The following is a 17,090-nucleotide window of genomic DNA, read 5'->3' as shown; positions in this document are numbered from 1 at the left end:
ATCATGGCTAAGAAAAAGAAATCAAATAAGTTAATATACATTCTTCTCGGGGTTGTTGCTGTACTGATCGTGGTAGTGCTGGTTGGCAAATCGCAGGGCTGGATTGGTAAAAAGCAGTCGATGGAGGTGGAATTTAGTAATGCCGCCAGGAAAACTATCGTCGAAAAAGTCAGTGCTTCTGGGGCTATACAGCCTGAAATAGAAGTAAAGATGACCCCGGACGTTGCTGGTGAGATCATTGAACTGAACGTTGAGGAAGGTGACTCAGTGATGATTGGAGACCGCCTGATAAAGATACGTCCCGACAACTGGCAGTCAGCTGTAGACAGAACATTGGCCAACCTTAATCAGCAAAAAGCCAATGAGGCAGATGCAAGAGCGAGGCTGGAAAGGGCCAGGGCTAATTTTGACAGAGCGAAGCTGGAGTATACCCGCCAAAAGAAGCTGTACGAGGAAAAAGTAATTTCTGATGCAGACTGGGAGCTGGCCGACTCTAACTACAAGGTGGCGCAAACCGACCTCTCTTCCGCCGAAGAGAATGTAAATGCCGCCGAGTACATCGTGAAGAGCTCTCAGGCGTCAGTAAATGAGGCGAAAGAGAACCTTCGCCTGACAACGGTGTTGTCGCCTATGAATGGAACGGTATCTAAGCTCAGTGTGGAAAAAGGAGAGCGTGTGGTTGGTACCCAGCAGATGGCCGGCACAGAGATGCTTCGCATTGCCGACCTGAACAAAATGGAAGTGAGGGTGAATGTGAATGAAAATGACATCATAAGAATTGCCGTGGGTGACACCGCCCTTATTCAGGTAGACAGCTACACCTACCTTGAAAAGGAGTTTAAAGGTATTGTGACGCAGATTGCCAACACGGCCAACGATAAAGCATCTGCCGATGCAGTGACTGAATTTGAAGTGCGTATCAGAGTACTAAACAGCTCCTACAACGACTTGATCAATGAAAAGGGCATTAAGAACCCGCTTAGGCCGGGTATGACTGCCAGCGTTGACATTATCACGGAAAGAAAAGATAAGGTCTTGTCTGTTCCGTTGGCGGCTGTTACTACCAGAAGCAGTAAAGATGAGAAAGCTGGCGAAGGCAAAGAGGGAGAGAGCGCTGAAGCGAGCACTCCTGCGCCGGGTGAAAAAGACGAAGTGCTACAGGTGGTATTCCTCAACGACAATGGCGTAGCCAAAATGGTGGAGGTTAAAACCGGCATTAGCGACTTTGAAAATATTGAAGTGCTGAGTGGTGTGAAAGAGGGAGACGAGATTATTTCCGGCCCCTTCCTTGCTGTTTCTAAAAGGCTGAAAGATGGAGAGGCAGTGCAAAAAATGGGAGGCGAGGACAAAGCAGTTGCCAGCAAAGAAGAAGAAAAAAAATAGTAAATAGCAATTAGGCTAAAAACAGAAAACCGTGGTGAGAGCCACGGTTTTTTTAGTCAAAAAGGAGGAAGTAAACGCCATGCAGAAAATTTGGCAATTACCGTTCCTTATGAGCCAACTTTGATCAAATAGTAATTCTTCTTTCCCTTCTGGCAAAGCAGGTATTTGCTCTGAAGCAGCCTGTAAGCTGGCTTTTCGTTGGGGTCAGTTGCCTTTAGTTTGTTGATGCTCACACCACCCTGCTGGATCATTTTGCGTGCCTCGCCTTTCGATGTAAAGATTTCGCTGCCGGTTTCCGTTGAGAGCAAATCCGTTATGGTAGCGGCACTGTCGAGGGTTGTCCGGGTGATCTCTACCATCGGCACACCTTCAAACACTTGCAGCAAGGTTTTCTCATCTATTTCCTCCAACTCGGCCGTTACATCTTTGCCAAAAAGAATGCTTGACGCCTTTACAGCCATGTTGTAGTCAGCTTCTGAGTGCACCCTTATGGTTACGTCTTTGGCAATGGCCTGCTGCATAATTCTCAAATGCGGCGCTTCGGCATGCTCTTTCTCTAGTGTTTCTATTTCGTCCTTGCCAAGCAGCGTAAATACCCTGATCAGTCGGTGACTGTCGTCATCAGAGCAATTGAGCCAGAACTGGTAAAATTTGTAGGGGCTGGTCATCTCAGGATCGAGCCATACATTGCCGCCTTCACTTTTGCCGAACTTGGTGCCGTCTGCCTTGGTCACCAGGGGGGTAGTCAGCGCATAAGCTTCTCCACTGGCTTTCCTGCGGATAAACTCTGTGCCGGTGGTGATATTACCCCACTGATCGCTGCCACCCATTTGCAGCTTTACCTGATGCTCGGTATACAAATGATAGAAGTCGTAACCTTGCAGGAGCTGGTAGGAAAACTCAGTAAAGGAAAGGCCTGTCTCCAAACGGTTCTTTACCGAATCTTTGGCCATCATGTAATTCACCGTGATGTGTTTGCCGGCATCTCTCAAAAATTCAAGGAAACCGAACTTTTTGAACCAGTCGTAATTGTTGACCATCACAGCCGCATTCTTCCCACTGTCAAAAGCTAGAAACTTCTCCAATTGTACTTTAATACCATCCTGGTTTTTGCGCAGCGTCCCTTCATCCAACAGATTTCGCTCTTCCGACTTACCCGACGGGTCCCCGATCATACCAGTGGCACCGCCTACGAGGGCATAAGGTTTGTGCCCGGCCCGTTGGAGGTGGACAAGCAGCATAATAGTAGCCAGGTTGCCTATGTGGAGTGATGCTGCAGTTGGGTCAAAGCCGATGTAGGCTGAAGTCATTTCTTTTTTCAGCTGGTCTTCTGTTCCCGGCATCATGTCGTTCAACATGCCTCTCCACTTAAGCTCTTCTATAAAGTCGATCATACTGCTTTTTGATTTCAGGGCTCAAAAATAAAGGACTCAGCTTAACCATTCTAACGCAACCGAATTTTTTCTTCGGTTATAAATTATTTAGTAGTAGGCGCCGGTTTAGTGTAAAATACTAATTATATTAGCCTAATAAAATTAGTAAATGAAAGGAAGAGGAACAGGTTTGCAGCCTAACAACAGGTTTGCCAGTCAGGAGAGAGGTAATTATCACGAAGAGGGGATTGATGAACAGCTGCTGCAGGAGAGAGTGCCCACCGAATATATCATGGAGCACCCCAAGAAGGTGATGAGTAAAAACGACAGCCCGGATATTCCCTTCACCTATTCCATCAACCCGTACCAGGGGTGTGAGCATGGCTGTATTTACTGCTATGCACGCAATTCACATGAATACTGGGGATACAACATGGGGCTGGACTTCGAGCGGAAAATTGTGGTGAAGCCCGACGCTCCAAGGTTGCTGGAAAAGTCTTTCCTGAGCCCGTCATGGAAGGCCCAGGTAGTGATGCTTTCAGGCAATACCGATTGTTATCAACCGGCGGAAAAGAAGTACGGCATTACAAGAGAATTGTTGAAGGTCTTTCAGAAGTATGGCAACCCGCTCGGCATTATCACCAAAAATGCATTGATCGAAAGAGATTTGGACGTACTGTCGGATCTTGCCTCAGAAAACCTCGTTCATGTAATTTTCACCATTACATCGCTAGACGAAGAATTAAGAAGGGTATTGGAACCGAGAACATCTCATCCCCTGAAGAAACTAAAAGTGATGGAGAAGCTGACCCAGAAGGGCATTCCGTGCGGTGTGATGATGGGGCCAATTATTCCAGGTCTCAACAATACGGAGATTCCAAGGATACTGAAACTCTCATCAGAGTATGGAGCGCTTACATCTACATTCACCCTCGTCAGGCTTAATGGCCAGCTGGGCGTTTTGTTCAAGGACTGGCTCGAAACTCACTTTCCCGACAGAGCTGCCAAGGTGTGGAATCAAATCTGCGCTATTCATGACGGACAGGTAAATGACAGTGAGTTTGGCCGCAGAATGAGGGGGGAAGGGCCGCTGGCAGAAAGCATCCATGCCATGTTTTCCAAAATGCAGGACAGGTATTTCAAAGACAAAAAAATGCCGGACTACGATTTTACTCGTTTCCGGCGCAAAGGTGTACTAAATCTTTTTTAATCAGAACCAGACTATGTCTACTTTGATACATTTTTTTCCTGACTCCCTTCAGGGTAGGGGTAAATCAGGACAAAAATCACACGATACTTAACATGTCAAAGTTGGACTATTAGTTCTTCTTGATTGCCTTGAGAAAAAGGTTAGCGGCCGCTGGATTGGTGGCCAGGGGGATGTTGTGAACGTCACAAATCCTCATCAACATTTGAACATCGGGTTCGTGCGGGTGCTTGTCGAGCGGGTCTCTGAAAAAGATGACCATATCGAGGTTTTTTTCTGCCGCCATGGCTGCAATTTGCGCATCACCCCCAAGCGGGCCTGATAACATTTTGTGAACCTGCAGACCGGCATTTTCAATATGCCTACCAGTGGTGCCTGTGGCGATCAGCTCAATGCCTCCGAGCAACTCCTTGTTGCCGAGCAGAAAAGCGACCATCTCTGGTTTTTTACCGTCGTGTGCTATCAATGCTAATTTCATAAGTTCTTTGTGTTGGGGGCAAAGTTACCCTTTCAATAAAATAATTAGCGTTTGTTCACATTAAAATCTGACTTGTTTAAGTAATCTTTGATGTGTGAACCCAGGAAAGTATGCACTCAAAAATCTCCTACTTCAAAATACTAAACCAGCCCGATGACGAAACCTGCGGCCCAACCAGTCTGCATGCGGTTTACAACTATTACCATGACTTTATTAATCTGCAGCAGGTAATTGACGAGGTTACATTTTTGGAAGAGGGTGGTACCTTGGGGAACCTATTAGGTATTCATGCGCTGAAAAGGGGATACAAGGCGAAAATGCATTCTTATAACCTCAATGTTTTTGACCCTGTTTGGTCCACGCTGACACACGATGAGCTGATTGAGAAATTAAAAGCACAGCTCAAGTACAAGAGAGGCAAAAAATTTGAAAACGCAACCCACTCGTACATCGAATTTCTGACCAGAGGAGGTGAAATCGCTTTTGAGGATTTGACGGTGGACCTTATTAGAAAGTACCTCGACCGACGACGCCCGATCCTCACTGGCTTAAGTGCAACTTACCTGTACGACTGCAAAAGGGAGTATGCTAACGATGAAGGCCGCTCGGTTTATGACGACCTGAAAGGCTACCCAATGGGGCACTTCGTAGTGCTTACTGCCATCGACGAAAACGGAATTGTTTCAGTGTCCGATCCATATCAGGAAAATCCTCTTTCGGGAGAGAACGAATATAAAGTCGATGTGCATAGGCTTATCAACTCCATTTTGTTGGGTATTGTGACCTATGATGCTAACTTGTTGATTTTAGAACCGACAGATAAAGAATGAGAAAAATTGTTGTTATCAACAACCCTAAAGACTGGCAGCTTAACATTGAAGGAGTGGAGGTGGTGGCAGTTAGATCTTACCTTACCAACCCTCAATACGCTGACATAAAGAACGTTAGAATTTTTAATCTGGCCAGGAACTACTGGTACCAGTCGGCGGGATACTACGTGTCGTTGCTGGCTGAAGCCAGGGGGCAGAAAGTGATCCCCAGTGTGACAACGATTCAGGATTTGAAATCAAGCACCATCGTTAGGGTGATCACCGACGAAATTGATGAACTGATCCAAAAGAGCCTTTCTAAGATCAAATCCAATCAGTTTGCCCTAAGTATTTACTTTGGAAAAAACCTCAGTCCTCAATACGACACACTGAGTAAGGCACTATACAACCTGTTCCAGGCACCGATTCTCAGGGCACAATTCCAATTTCAGAAAAAATGGGTGCTACAGGGCATAAGCCCCATTTCGGTAAAAGAAATACCAGAAAGTCACAAGCCATTTCTCGAGGAGTCTGCCAACGAGTACTTTAAGAAAAAGCGCTACGACGGCAAACGCATTTCCAAAACGATTTACGACCTCGCTATTTTGGTCAACCCCAACGAAAAGGCACCACCTTCTGACAAAAAGGCTATCCAAAAATTTATCGATATAGGGGAGGAGTTGGGTTTTTATGCTGACCTAATTACCAAAGAGGATTATAGCAGAGTGTCTGAATACGATGCGTTGTTTATCAGGGAGACTACCGCCGTCAATCACCACACTTATCGCTTTGCCAGGCGAGCATTTGCAGATGGAATTCCGGTGATAGACGACCCCATTTCGATTATGCGATGCACCAACAAGGTGTTTTTAGCAGAAACATTGGGCAAGGCTAAAATTTCTACACCTAAGACGGTCATCGTTCACAAAGACAACCGGAATGATCTCGAGGCTATGCTGGGCTTTCCTATTGTGCTCAAGCAGCCAGACAGCGCCTTTTCTGTGGGAGTCATGAAGGCAGTTGACCGAAAAAGCCTGGACCAGATTCTGGACAAAATGCTCAGTGATTCGGACCTGGTTATCGCACAAGAGTTTCTGCCCACCGACTATGACTGGCGTATCGGCATTTTGGATAACAAGCCGCTTTATGCTTGCAAGTACTACATGGCCAAAGATCATTGGCAGATTTATAATTGGACGAAATCGAAGACTGATGACCAGTTTGGCAATGCTGAGACAATGCCTGTAGAAAAGGTGCCGGAAATCGTGTTGGAAACCTCGCTGAAGGCCGCTAACCTGATTGGTAGTGGGTTGTATGGAGTAGATATCAAGCAGAAAGGCAACAGCGTCTATATTATTGAAGTAAATGACAACCCCAGCCTCGATCATGGCATAGAAGACTATTGCCTGAAGGATGAGCTTTACAGGAAGGTGCTTGGCTCCCTTTTACGCAGAATAGAGCAAAAGAAAACCCTCTAAGTCTATGGCAGAGCAGAAGCGAAACTTGCACTTGTTCGAAGGGTTTGGTGTGGAAATGGAGTATATGATCGTTTCCAGAAAGGAGTTGGATGTCCGGCCAATAGCTGACAAGCTTTTCAAGGAAGTGACCGGGGAGTTTGTTGCAGACGTATATCGGGGGCCCATTGCCTGGTCCAACGAATTGGTGTCTCACGTAATTGAGATAAAGACTAACGGGCCGGCAGCCACACTCAACGGCCTGGATAAGCCCTTTCATGAAAACATTCAGGAAATCAACCGCCTTTTGGCACCCTTCGACGCCATGCTCCTACCCGGTGGTGCACACCCCTGGATGGATCCATTTAAGGAAACCGTGATTTGGCCGCATGAGAACAACGATATCTACGAGCTCTATAACCGCATCTTCGACTGCCGTGGACACGGATGGAGTAACTTGCAAAGTACCCATATCAACCTGCCTTTTCAGGGTGACGAGGAATTTGCCAGGCTGCATGCCGCCATCAGGGTCGTGCTGCCCATTATTCCTGCATTGTCGGCATCTTCTCCCATATTGGACGGACAATTGACTGGCTTCACCGACTCGAGACTTGAGACATATCGGCACAACCAGGAGAAAGTACCATCTATTGCAGGCAAAGTGGTGCCGGAGCAATTGTTTACGCAGGCAGAATATGACAAGCAAATCTTTCAGCGAATCAGAGGAGACATCAACAGCTACGATACCGATGGTATTTTGGATCAATATTTCCTGAATTCGAGAGGGGCTATTGCAAGGTTCGACCGTGGCGCAATTGAAATCCGAATTATAGATATTCAGGAATGCCCGGCTGCCGACATCGCCATTCTGCAGCTGATCGTAGCGTTGCTTAAGGAACTTGTCTCGGAGACGTTCTGTAGCTTCGACGAGCAAAAGAGTTGGCATGAAGACGATTTGGCGGCTATTTTTCTCGGGGTTGTAAAAGAGGGAAGCAAATACACCATCGATAACAGCGAATACCTGAAGCTTTTTGGGTTGAAACAAAACGTTGCCACTGCGGCGAAATGTTGGGAGCATTTGATCGATATCGCAGACAAGGCTCAATCGAATACTATAGTAAGAACCATCCTGGGAGAAGGAAACCTGTCGGAGCGAATTGCCAAGCACCTTGGAGGCGGCTTTGACCATGAAGCCTTGCTAGGTCTTTACAAAAAGCTGGCAAGCTGCCTTGAAAACAACACAATGTTTTTGCCGTCGGCCAAAGGATGAGTAAGGTAAAATTCATATTGACTTGTGAGCATGGGGGCAATGAAGTCCCTGAAGAGTATGAATACCTGTTCAACAAAGAGCCGGAGGTATTAAAAACCCACAGGGGCCTCGACATAGGCGCTTTGGCGTTGTTTGAGCGGTTGAAAACGATAAAAGCTGACAGTAGTTATTTTTCAACCACCTCCAGATTGCTCGTGGAACTCAACAGGTCGCCCAATCACAAATCGCTGTTTTCTGAGTATACAAAGCCTCTGCAGAAAATAGTTCGCAGGCATATCGTAGCAAAATACTATACTCCTTACCGCAACACCGTTTATGCCAAAATACACAAATGGGTAAGCAAAGGACACAAGGTAGTTCATGTCTCGGTGCATACTTTTACACCAATATTTGAAGGGAAGGAAAGAAAGGTTGACGTCGGGCTGCTTTTCGATCCGAAAAAGAAGCTTGAGAAAGAATTTTGCGCTGGCTGGAAGAGCGAAATGAAGGCACTCAATAGCAATTTTACGGTGAAGTTTAATGAGCCCTACCTGGGCAAGTCCGACGGGTTTACTACTTTCCTGAGAAAGGAATTTGATGACTCGTCGTATGCTGGTATAGAATTAGAGGTCAACCAGAAATTCTACATTGGCAATGGCCATCAGTGGCCTCAAGATATTCTCGACCTGATCCTAACAAGCTATGGGGAGCAGATAAAGGTGTTTGATAAAACGCACTAAGGCAACGTTTTCAGGTAGGCTACCAATTCATCATAGTTTTTCTCCAGCGCATAATCGGTTGGTGTTTTCCCACCCTCATCTGCGATTGTAGGGTCAGCTCCCGCAGCTACAAGTATTCTGACAATCTCTAAACTTCCGTTGTGGCAGGCTGAATGGATGGGGCAAATACCTTTTTGCTGAGGCAGGTTTACGTTTGCGCCCGCCGCTATCAACAAGTTTACAATGGGCACATTTGAAATGGCGCAGGCGGAGTGAATGGGCGCTACCCGAAAGTCGTTGTTGGCAGCAATGTTCACATCAGCGCCAGTTTCTATCAAGTAAGCGGCAAGGTTCGAGTGCCCAAAGAAACAGGCGAGCCCAAGCGGTGTAAATCCATCTGCGGAAAAGGAGTTCAATGCCTCTGGTACTTTATCAATATGCTCTTTTACGGTCTCTAATTCTCCAATGCAGCAGGCTTCATGAATTGTGACATTGCCGAGATACGACCTTATTGTTCTTACGGCTTCCAGGTTTCTGTAGTAGGCTGCAAACGTGATCAACGATACGCCCATGGAAGTGACGAGGTGGGCTTTTTCCGGGCTTTCCTTTAGCGCAACAGCTAACTGTTCATTAGCTCCGGAAGAAACAAGGTTTTGAATTTGATCGAGCGGCATGGCCTGAAGTTTTTGAGAGCGAAATGAATAGAATTGGTTAGTTAGTTTTTGCTTACACTTTATTTTTCGCAGTACGCACAACCGATTGATTCAATGCGTAGCTTTGTGACTCTATCGTTATTATTTGTCAATATATAAGAAAGTTGCCGCTGTTGAAAGGGTTTTCGACGGCCTGCAAAAAGAGATTAGCACCTTCCAGGCACAATCATCATTAAAATGCCTTACTGGCTGCGGAAAGTGCTGTACCAAGTCAGACCTTTCAGCCACAATTCTTGAATTTCTCCCGTTGGCCTATCACCTCTACAAAACCGACAAAGCAGAGGAGATGCTCGCCAAAATGGATGAAGAAAGCGAATCGACAATTTGTCATTTGTTTAACCCATTGGTAGTTGGTGCTGGGTCAGGCTTTTGCGGTAACTATAAGTACAGAGGCCTCATTTGCCGACTGTTTGGCTATGCCGCTTCCCGGGATAAAAATGGGCAAAAGACCCTGGTCACCTGCCAATTGATCAAAGCAGATCAGCCAGTGCAATACCAAACAACGGTGGGAGCGATTAGCGCCGGAACCATGGCCGTGCCAATGATGTCGGACTATCAGTCACAGCTGATGGGGATAGACTGGGAATTGGGGAGCAAGTTTTACCCTGTCAACACAGCGATCAGAAAGGCTGTTGAAATGGTTTTATTCTACTATCAGTTTAGGGGAAGGAGAGCAAGCTAGTAAGGCTGATAATATATATGTAAAAAGGCCCGTAAAGGGCCTTTCTTATTACTGAATAGAGTCAGTCTGAACAATTTCGGTTGAATCCGATGACAGCGTGCTATCAGCCGGTGAAATTTCCTCCATCACTACTGCTGGAGTTTCAAGGGTTGTAGAGTCTGCTGCAACTTCAGCGGTTTCCGTTTTGGTTGATTGACAAGAACTAATTGCAATGAAACTGGTCATAGCCAGCAACATAAGCGTCTTTTTCATATTAGGTTTTGATTTAGGACGCAAATGTATCGGTAAGTTATTTCACTTATTGCAATGTGGGAGATAATTATTTTTTAATCGATGTCGTCGTCGAATCCCTGATTGTAAGAAGGGTCGCTGGAAGAGTCTTCTGCATCGTCCGCATCGTCGGCCCCTGCAACTTCATCCACGTCATCATCTCCTCCTGCATCGAACCCATCATCGTCGTCGTCGTCATTGGCAGCAGCCTTACTTTTCATCGATTCCAGGGGCACCTTAATTAGGTAGTTGGCTTCCTCAGTTTCTAGAGGTACAGCAAAATAAGTTTCATTTTGTGCGTTTGTGAGCCTGATCACATTGCCGGTAAACCCAGAAGGGTAGGCTTCTTGAAGCAGGTCCTTCATCGCCTGATCCAGCTTCTCATAACTTTTGATTACTCTCTTTTTGTCCATTTGAAATAAACAGTACGGGCTTTTGAATTTTGATGTAATTATAAATCGTTTACACCACTATTTGTCAAGCATTTTCGATAATTTTTTCGACAAGTAGCTTAAAATTTAAATTTAGGCATATTTTGCAGCCATGAACGAACAACGAGAGGCAGGTGGAAGGGCCTGGCAAATGGTCAAAGCCGGAAGTATGGACAGGCTGCTAAAGGTGGAAACGACGATAGCTGAGCCGGATGATAGCAGTGTGTTGGTTGCCGTTAAAGCGATAGGCCTAAATTTTGCTGACATTTTCGCCATGTTGGGTATTTATAGCGCCACCCCTAAAGGTACTTTCATACCCGGGCTTGAGTTTTCAGGCGAAATACTTCGAGTGGGTAAAAACGTGACCAAATTCAAAACAGGCAACAGGGTAATGGGAGTGACACGCTTCGGTGCATATACTACTCATATTGTACAATCTCCTGACTACCTCAGCCCAATTCCAAAAGGCTGGTCGTTCGAAGAAGGGGCAGCATACCTGGTGCAGGCTCTAACAGCCTACTATTCCTTGTTTTCTTTGGGGAGTATACAAAAAGGCTATAAGATTTTGATCCACAGTGCAGCCGGGGGCGTCGGTATACTGGCTAACCGCATCGCAAAAAAAATGGATGCGTACACTGTCGGAACGATTGGGTCAGCCGCCAAGAGGGAACTTCTTATGAAGGAAGGTTACGATGAGGTGCTGGTAAGAGACGAATCATTTGAAACTAAACTGGAAGCGACGGCGAAAGAGCGTCCGTTCAATATGGTGCTGGAGTGCATTGGAGGGAAGGTGTTGGATATGAGCTACAAAGCGATGGCAGCGCAGGGCAGGATGATCATTTATGGGTCAGCGCATTTCGCTGAAACGGGGAGCAAGCTAAATCCAATAAAGCTTGCTTTGAAGTTTTTGCGCAGGCCAAAAATAGACCCTCTCAAGCTTATCAGCGACAACAAGTCGGTGATGGGCTTCAATTTGATCTGGCTGTATGAGAAAAAGGAAATCTTGCAGTATTCTCTGGCTGAGCTCGAAAAATTGGAGATTGGTCCTCCAATGGTTGGTCATACCTTTGATTTCGATGATATGAAAGAAGCCATTGCCCTCTTTCAAAGTGGAAAAACAACAGGCAAGGTGGTCATAACCATAGCATAATGGAACTGGTAGTAGACATAGGTAATTCAGACGTTGTTTTTGGCTTGTTTACGGAGGAAGAACCCCGGCTTGTTTTCAGAACCCCATCACAACGTGATCTTCCAGCCTCTGAATATGAAAAGAGAATAAGGGCCTGGTTTCTCGAAAACGGACTTAGCTATTCCGACATTAGCGGAATAATAATTAGCAGTGTTGTTCCCAATCTCACACCGGTGATGGAGGAAGTGGTGGAAAGGTTGTTTTCTGTGCCGCCGCTGCTTGCCGGTCCGGCCATTTACAAGGGCCTTAGCCTGAAAATAAAGAACCCCTATGAGATAGGTTCTGACCTGGTAGCCAATGCTACCGCCGCCTTTACCTATCACCAGTCAGCGGCTATTGTCGTCGACTTTGGTACCGCCTTGTCATTCACTGTCGTTTCAGCAAAAGGAGAAATACTTGGGGTGAATATTGCACCAGGGATCAAGACCGCTATGAAGTCTCTTTTTCAGGAAACGGCACAGCTCCCGATTATTCCACTTGAGTACCCAACCACGTTTATTGGCAGGGACACCGTTCAGGCTATTCAGGCAGGCATCCTGGTAGGCTATGTGGGGCTGGTGAAAGAGGTAATCAATAAAATCAAAGAGCAGGAGCCTGCTGAATCATTTAAGGTGATTGCCACTGGCGGGTTATCTCTTGTGCTGGAGCCGTTGAAGGAGGTGTTCGACCAAACAGATCCTCACCTCACATTAAAGGGACTGCACCTGATGTATCAAAATCAAAAGGCCAGTTAGTTGCCACAGATGGATTCTATCGGCTTTATAGCTTCTTTCACACCCAACTGTCCAGCTTTCGTCAAGTCCTTGCAAGCCTCATCGGTTTCGCCTGTTTTGCTCAGTGCAATACCACGATTGAAATAAGCAGTGCCGTAGTTGATGTCGATGGCCAGGTAAAGGTTGTAGAAGGAAATAGCGTCCTCATACTTTTCTTCCAGAAAAAGTATGTTGGCCAGGTGTAAGTAGGCCTTTTCTGAAAACTCCGAAAGAGACACTACCCGTAACAACTCATTTTCGGCCTTTTCCAGTAATCCCACTTTTCCATAGCAAATAGCCCTGTTCATCTGCCAGTCAGGATCTGAAGGAACAAGCTCCAAAGCCCTTGAATAGTAATTTATCGCTTCGTCATATTGCTCTCTGTTGTGGGCATCAAACGCCATTTGCGCCAGCAGCTCCGGCACCATAATTCCCGTGATGATGTTCTCGTTTTCTTTCATGTATTTCCTTGCCCTGACAGCGTCAAGTGTAAATAAGTTGATGAGCGCCGTTTGGTTGTCAGGGTTCTTTACCAAAGCAGCTTCGTAGTCAGCAGTGGCCTGCGATTCCCTGCCCAGCTTCTGAAGCGTCAACCCACGGTTGACCAGGTAGTCGGATGCCCCGCCGGAAATACTCACAGCGCTGTCAAGGTCTTCTATTGCTTCTTGCTCCCGCTTGAGAGCTGCCAAAGCAAGACCTCGATAAAGGTAGTACTCAGCATTGAGTTGATTGTCAGTAGTGATGCTTACTTCCCCAGAAGGAGAGTAGCGATAGAAGATAGCTTTTGTTTCCTTGGACGAACCATTGCCTGCAATCAAACCGTTGAGTTGTTCAATGCAGTCTTCGTTAAGGTTGAGTTTGTAGAGACAAACAGCCCTGCGGAAGAGGGCACCTTCAAAACCAGGTTGAAGATTGATGGCTTTTTCGTAAGCATAAAGTGCCCTGGCAAAATCATCTGTCGCTTCGTAGCTGCTCCCCTGGGAAAAATACACATCGGCTACTTGCGGATTATAGTGGAGAGAGGAATCAAAAGCAGACGTTGATTCAATAAAATAACCAGTTCGTTGAAGTTGCAGACCACTTTGATAGAATTTATTAGCAATTTCTAACGACTGTTTTCTATTTTGCACAGGATTGGTTTGAGCAGACGCTGATGTTAGCCGCAGAAAGGCGAGAATACATAGGGCGATATAATTGGTGCTACTCATAAACGACTCCTAAAATAATTTTTAAATTTAATAAATAGAGGCGTTTGCCGGGGTGTTTGTTATACCTCTAAAGTAGACAACGAAATCGTGAAGAAATTAAATTCAACTATATGAAAAGAAGACTACTATTAATGGGACTCGCTGGCCTGGTATTGCTGGCGTCTTGCGGAAAGGACGACGAGCCAAGGGTTCCTGATCCGATTGAGGGCAAATGGTTGCTGTCAGAGTTTCAACTGACGAATGCACCAGTAGAGTTCACTTCCTGGGAGGGGGCAGTTCTTCCGTTGGGACAATTGGTTAGCTGGGAGAATTATCAGATTGAGTTTTTGGCTGATGCCACCTTTAAAAGACGAATATTTCTACCCGGTGCAGATTCAACAGACGACGGTGTATGGGTGAAGGATGGCGAAACTTTGACAATTACATCAAATGACTCTGGTGCCATTGAGGAAGAGTATAACATAGAAAGCGTTGATGAAGTAGAATTGATTTGGAGCGAAGCGGTTTCACTAAGACTGATCAAAGATGCTGTGGCTGACACGTTGACTCAGGCTTATGTTGACACGTTGACTGACGAAGAATTTGATGCGCTGTTTGTTCCAGTGAATATTACGCTTAACTACGTTTTTGCTAAATAAGAAATAGCTTTCTGGCGGATCGGATTAGGCTTGATGATGCCAAATTTTCGCCAGCTAAATGCATTTAGGATGGGATATAATGAGGGCGTGTTTCCAGCATGCCCTCATTTGTTTATCTCACGATCAGCTTCTTCCTGTGGAGCTCGGTTCCCGCTCTAACCTCCATAATAACCCAACCTCTTACTCCCAGCAGTTCTAGCTTTTCCTGAAATGCTGTGCCTGACTTGAGCCATTGGCGAGAGACAATTTTTTGTCCCAGCACATTGTATACAGTAGCACTCACTTGTCCAACGTATGTATTCGAGAAAGCGAGTGTAACAGCCCCATCCACAGCAGGGTTAGGGTAAATCGTCAATTCAGTAGCCTCCGGCTGGAGAACGGAGGTAACATCTCGCACATAAATTGTAATTTCAGCTTCCGAAACACAGAGATCGCCGCCACTGGCGAGCACTTTGTAGGTAGCGGTCTTCGAGGGTTTGCCTACCACGGTAGGGCCCAACGTGGTTGTTAGGCTTCCATCCACAGACTCCCACTGGAAAATGGACGCTCCGGTGGCACTCAAGGTAACGGGCTCTCCTGGGTTTACAATGAGCTTGTTTGTTTTTAGCTGCACCGAGGCATCCATCCCCACTTTTGGAACCATTTGGTGGCTGAGTGTTAGTCCCCAGGAGGTGCTGAACGGGCTCCATTTGCCGTCGCTGTCTTTTTCCCAGGCAGTGGGTATCGCCACTTCCCCATCATTTGAGCTCTTCAGGGCCAGTGTGTCTCCTTGGCCGTAGTCGAGTTCTATCCCAACATGAAAGCCAACGCCGAAGAGTGGTACCCTTCGCCCAAACACAATATCGGTAGGTTTGTTCTGGGCAATGTTATCTGCAATTTCTCTGATCAGGATTTCCCGCTGTTCCAGAATGGCCCCGGGGCTACTCTGCGGCCCTCTGGCATTCCAAACCACAACACGAGCTGTGGCTTCGGCATCTGCAAAGACAGCTTTTCCAAAATGGATGGATACTCCGCTAAGGTTTTCATAGCCAGCTTTGTTCTCAAAAAACTCCGAGATTGCCGAGGTTCTGATACTGTTGTGTCCGGAAAGATAGCCCTTTGGATTGGAAAGCGGATTGTCCTTATAAATGGTTGGAAGTGGCTGCACGGTCGGTGTCGATATGCCAAAGTTATCGAGCGTATTGCACACTCCTTCGCTGGAAACAATGATGTAGTTTTCCCTTGTTAGCGTATCGGCAATGCCATATTCGTTAGAAACGACGAGTTTTACGGCATAGCTACCCTCGGCGGTGTATTTGATAAAAGGATTCTTCTCGCTGGACAAGGTAGGAGTGCCTCCTTCAAAAATCCAAGACCATTTTGTTGGGAAATTGGACGAGAGGTCCGTAAAACGGATGCTGCCATCACGGAGTGAAAGCTGCTTGTCTGATGTGAAGTCAGGAACGGGCGCTTCTGCTACCAGCTCACCGCAAACCTGGGAGTTGATCAACGACTTTCGCCTTGGGCTCAGTTCCATCACAGCCAAAATCCTGGTCTTCTGCCCTTTGGTGAAGATGTTCATACAGGCATCGTCAGAGTAGTCCATATAGTTCTGCACCATGTCGACTGAACCGCATGAAGTTTTGCCTGCCGGGCACCCTCTGGTAGGTTCGGCAGCTTCGGGGGTGTCGGTCACAAAATCGTCGGAACCGCATGGTCCGTCGCCCCAAATATGCCTTAACCCCAGCCAATGTCCTACTTCATGTGTTAATGTCCGGCCTTTGTTATATGGGGGCGACATCACCGAAAATGTGCCTTTTTCTGAAGACCCAAAGCTGGAGTATCTCACCACCACACCGTCAGTGGAAGCCGATCCGCCGCTTGTTGGAAGGCCTGTAAGCTCTGAGTCGCTGGGGAACTGCGCATACCCCAGCAGAAGCTCACTTTCTCCTTCAAAGTCAACCGTCCAGATATTAACATAGTCGTTGGGGTTCCAGATGGTATTCGGCTTCAGAAAGCCTTCGATGTCGGTGCGAGTCCATGCTGCTTTGTTACCATTGTATCTATGAATACCCGCCTCAGCCAGTTCGGCGCCGTTGGGGCCAAGCGATGCCAGGCAGAATTCAATTTCAATATCGGCACCTACTGGATTGTCGTTGAAGCCGTTCGTGCCGGTTGCTCTTCTGAAATCTTCGTTCAGCACTTCAAGCTGGGAGGCCACTTGCGCTGCACTAATGTTCCGACCCTGCCCAACTTGCTCTCCATTGTGAACGATATGCACCACAACAGGAAGTGTAATGATCTCTGCAAAGCCCCTGCCACTGGCTTGTTGCAATTCTATTTCCCTGGTCTTCTGCTGAATCCTGGTCTCAAAGTCAAGCCTGTTGCGCATATCAGCATATTTCAGCTGATTCAGGCTGTCCTGCTCCATCGTTTCGCAGGTTCGCATAGGAGGGTTGGGCTCAGTTTGCTGCTGAACCTGATACACATTGTCGGAAAACCCGGTAAGCAACAAGGCAATGCAAGCAACGATAGATATGGAAAACCTCATTTTGT

The 17,090-nt window shown here is 46.6% G+C and carries 17 protein-coding genes; 10 read left to right on the top strand and 7 right to left on the bottom strand.

From position 1 onward, the window contains the following. The first annotated feature begins 3 nt into the window (after positions 1-3). Positions 4-1,383 (top strand): efflux RND transporter periplasmic adaptor subunit, encoded by a 1,380-nt coding sequence (locus tag RIG68_RS10060; RefSeq protein ID WP_350121773.1) that lies wholly within the window; start codon positions 4-6, stop codon positions 1,381-1,383. A gap of 107 nt (positions 1,384-1,490) precedes the next feature. On the opposite strand, the gene tyrS is transcribed toward RIG68_RS10060, so the two are convergent. After that, positions 1,491-2,777 (bottom strand): tyrosine--tRNA ligase, encoded by a 1,287-nt coding sequence (gene tyrS / locus RIG68_RS10055; protein WP_350121771.1) that lies wholly within the window; start codon positions 2,775-2,777, stop codon positions 1,491-1,493. A gap of 148 nt (positions 2,778-2,925) precedes the next feature. Here tyrS and RIG68_RS10050 point away from each other — a divergent pair, with 148 nt between their 5' ends. Beyond that, positions 2,926-3,966, top strand: coding sequence for a PA0069 family radical SAM protein (locus RIG68_RS10050; protein ID WP_350121769.1), 1,041 nt, complete (start codon positions 2,926-2,928; stop codon positions 3,964-3,966). 109 nt (positions 3,967-4,075) lie between these two features. Here the strand turns inward: RIG68_RS10050 and RIG68_RS10045 are convergent, their stop codons facing one another. Next, on the bottom strand, positions 4,076-4,441 hold the full coding sequence (locus tag RIG68_RS10045) for a methylglyoxal synthase (RefSeq protein WP_350121767.1): 366 nt from the start codon (positions 4,439-4,441) through the stop codon (positions 4,076-4,078). 110 nt (positions 4,442-4,551) lie between these two features. Between RIG68_RS10045 and RIG68_RS10040 the strand changes: the two genes are divergently transcribed. The 4 genes from RIG68_RS10040 to RIG68_RS10025 are packed head-to-tail and all read left to right on the top strand — an operon-like array spanning position 4,552 to position 8,693. Beyond that, entirely contained in the window at positions 4,552-5,271 is a 720-nt protein-coding gene (locus tag RIG68_RS10040; protein WP_317491948.1) for a C39 family peptidase, read from the top strand. Then, positions 5,268-6,728 (top strand): RimK family ATP-grasp domain-containing protein, encoded by a 1,461-nt coding sequence (locus RIG68_RS10035; RefSeq protein WP_151996805.1) that lies wholly within the window; start codon positions 5,268-5,270, stop codon positions 6,726-6,728. The genes RIG68_RS10040 and RIG68_RS10035 overlap by 4 nt, the downstream gene beginning before the upstream one ends. A 4-nt stretch (positions 6,729-6,732) precedes the next feature. Continuing rightward, a complete protein-coding gene (locus RIG68_RS10030; RefSeq protein WP_350121765.1) occupies positions 6,733-7,974 on the top strand; it encodes a carboxylate-amine ligase in 1,242 nt (413 codons plus the stop codon). Further along, complete coding sequence (locus RIG68_RS10025) at positions 7,971-8,693, top strand: N-formylglutamate amidohydrolase (RefSeq protein WP_350121763.1); 723 nt, start codon at positions 7,971-7,973, stop codon at positions 8,691-8,693. The genes RIG68_RS10030 and RIG68_RS10025 overlap by 4 nt, the downstream gene beginning before the upstream one ends. On the opposite strand, the gene RIG68_RS10020 is transcribed toward RIG68_RS10025, so the two are convergent. After that, positions 8,690-9,346, bottom strand: a complete 657-nt coding sequence (locus tag RIG68_RS10020; RefSeq protein WP_350121761.1) for an ankyrin repeat domain-containing protein — start codon at positions 9,344-9,346, stop codon at positions 8,690-8,692. The genes RIG68_RS10025 and RIG68_RS10020 overlap by 4 nt on opposite strands. A gap of 124 nt (positions 9,347-9,470) precedes the next feature. Here RIG68_RS10020 and RIG68_RS10015 point away from each other — a divergent pair, with 124 nt between their 5' ends. Next, positions 9,471-10,067: a YkgJ family cysteine cluster protein gene (locus RIG68_RS10015; RefSeq protein ID WP_193217749.1), complete on the top strand. Its 597-nt coding sequence runs from the start codon at positions 9,471-9,473 to the stop codon at positions 10,065-10,067. Between the two features lie 48 nt (positions 10,068-10,115). Here RIG68_RS10015 and RIG68_RS10010 read toward each other — a convergent pair whose 3' ends face one another. Continuing rightward, the gene (locus RIG68_RS10010; RefSeq protein WP_350121759.1) at positions 10,116-10,319 is read right to left on the bottom strand and encodes a hypothetical protein; all 204 of its coding nucleotides are present in this window, start codon (positions 10,317-10,319) and stop codon (positions 10,116-10,118) included. 74 nt (positions 10,320-10,393) lie between these two features. Next, complete coding sequence (locus tag RIG68_RS10005) at positions 10,394-10,750, bottom strand: hypothetical protein (protein WP_151996799.1); 357 nt, start codon at positions 10,748-10,750, stop codon at positions 10,394-10,396. A gap of 130 nt (positions 10,751-10,880) precedes the next feature. On the opposite strand from RIG68_RS10005, the gene RIG68_RS10000 reads away from it, so the two are divergent. Continuing rightward, a complete protein-coding gene (locus RIG68_RS10000; protein WP_350121757.1) occupies positions 10,881-11,918 on the top strand; it encodes a zinc-binding dehydrogenase in 1,038 nt (345 codons plus the stop codon). After that, a complete protein-coding gene (locus tag RIG68_RS09995) occupies positions 11,918-12,691 on the top strand; it encodes a type III pantothenate kinase (protein ID WP_350121755.1) in 774 nt (257 codons plus the stop codon). The genes RIG68_RS10000 and RIG68_RS09995 overlap by 1 nt, the downstream gene beginning before the upstream one ends. On the opposite strand, the gene RIG68_RS09990 is transcribed toward RIG68_RS09995, so the two are convergent. After that, entirely contained in the window at positions 12,688-13,839 is a 1,152-nt protein-coding gene (locus RIG68_RS09990) for a tetratricopeptide repeat protein (RefSeq protein WP_350121753.1), read from the bottom strand. The two genes, RIG68_RS09995 and RIG68_RS09990, sit on opposite strands and share 4 nt — an antisense overlap. 188 nt (positions 13,840-14,027) lie before the next feature. Here RIG68_RS09990 and RIG68_RS09985 point away from each other — a divergent pair, with 188 nt between their 5' ends. Beyond that, complete coding sequence (locus RIG68_RS09985) at positions 14,028-14,555, top strand: hypothetical protein (protein ID WP_151996796.1); 528 nt, start codon at positions 14,028-14,030, stop codon at positions 14,553-14,555. A 112-nt stretch (positions 14,556-14,667) separates the two neighbouring features. On the opposite strand, the gene RIG68_RS09980 is transcribed toward RIG68_RS09985, so the two are convergent. Then, positions 14,668-17,085 (bottom strand): M43 family zinc metalloprotease, encoded by a 2,418-nt coding sequence (locus tag RIG68_RS09980; RefSeq protein ID WP_350121751.1) that lies wholly within the window; start codon positions 17,083-17,085, stop codon positions 14,668-14,670. Between the last annotated feature and the right edge of the window lie 5 nt (positions 17,086-17,090).

It is taken from the genome of Imperialibacter sp. (assembly GCF_040222385.1).
Taxonomy (GTDB): domain Bacteria; phylum Bacteroidota; class Bacteroidia; order Cytophagales; family Cyclobacteriaceae; genus Imperialibacter.
This window is presented reverse-complemented; position numbering and strand designations above follow the sequence as displayed.

Coding starts and splice junctions, on each gene's coding strand:
- RIG68_RS09995 (WP_350121755.1), top strand. CDS start 11,918: ATGGAACTGGTAGTAGACATAGGTAATTCAGACGTTGTTTTTGGCTTG.
- RIG68_RS10005 (WP_151996799.1), bottom strand. CDS start 10,750: ATGGACAAAAAGAGAGTAATCAAAAGTTATGAGAAGCTGGATCAGGCG.
- RIG68_RS10025 (WP_350121763.1), top strand. CDS start 7,971: ATGAGTAAGGTAAAATTCATATTGACTTGTGAGCATGGGGGCAATGAA.
- RIG68_RS10060 (WP_350121773.1), top strand. CDS start 4: ATGGCTAAGAAAAAGAAATCAAATAAGTTAATATACATTCTTCTCGGG.
- RIG68_RS09985 (WP_151996796.1), top strand. CDS start 14,028: ATGAAAAGAAGACTACTATTAATGGGACTCGCTGGCCTGGTATTGCTG.
- RIG68_RS10050 (WP_350121769.1), top strand. CDS start 2,926: ATGAAAGGAAGAGGAACAGGTTTGCAGCCTAACAACAGGTTTGCCAGT.
- RIG68_RS10045 (WP_350121767.1), bottom strand. CDS start 4,441: ATGAAATTAGCATTGATAGCACACGACGGTAAAAAACCAGAGATGGTC.
- RIG68_RS10035 (WP_151996805.1), top strand. CDS start 5,268: ATGAGAAAAATTGTTGTTATCAACAACCCTAAAGACTGGCAGCTTAAC.
- RIG68_RS10000 (WP_350121757.1), top strand. CDS start 10,881: ATGAACGAACAACGAGAGGCAGGTGGAAGGGCCTGGCAAATGGTCAAA.
- RIG68_RS10020 (WP_350121761.1), bottom strand. CDS start 9,346: ATGCCGCTCGATCAAATTCAAAACCTTGTTTCTTCCGGAGCTAATGAA.
- RIG68_RS10040 (WP_317491948.1), top strand. CDS start 4,552: ATGCACTCAAAAATCTCCTACTTCAAAATACTAAACCAGCCCGATGAC.
- RIG68_RS10010 (WP_350121759.1), bottom strand. CDS start 10,319: ATGAAAAAGACGCTTATGTTGCTGGCTATGACCAGTTTCATTGCAATT.
- RIG68_RS09980 (WP_350121751.1), bottom strand. CDS start 17,085: ATGAGGTTTTCCATATCTATCGTTGCTTGCATTGCCTTGTTGCTTACC.
- RIG68_RS10030 (WP_350121765.1), top strand. CDS start 6,733: ATGGCAGAGCAGAAGCGAAACTTGCACTTGTTCGAAGGGTTTGGTGTG.
- tyrS (WP_350121771.1), bottom strand. CDS start 2,777: ATGATCGACTTTATAGAAGAGCTTAAGTGGAGAGGCATGTTGAACGAC.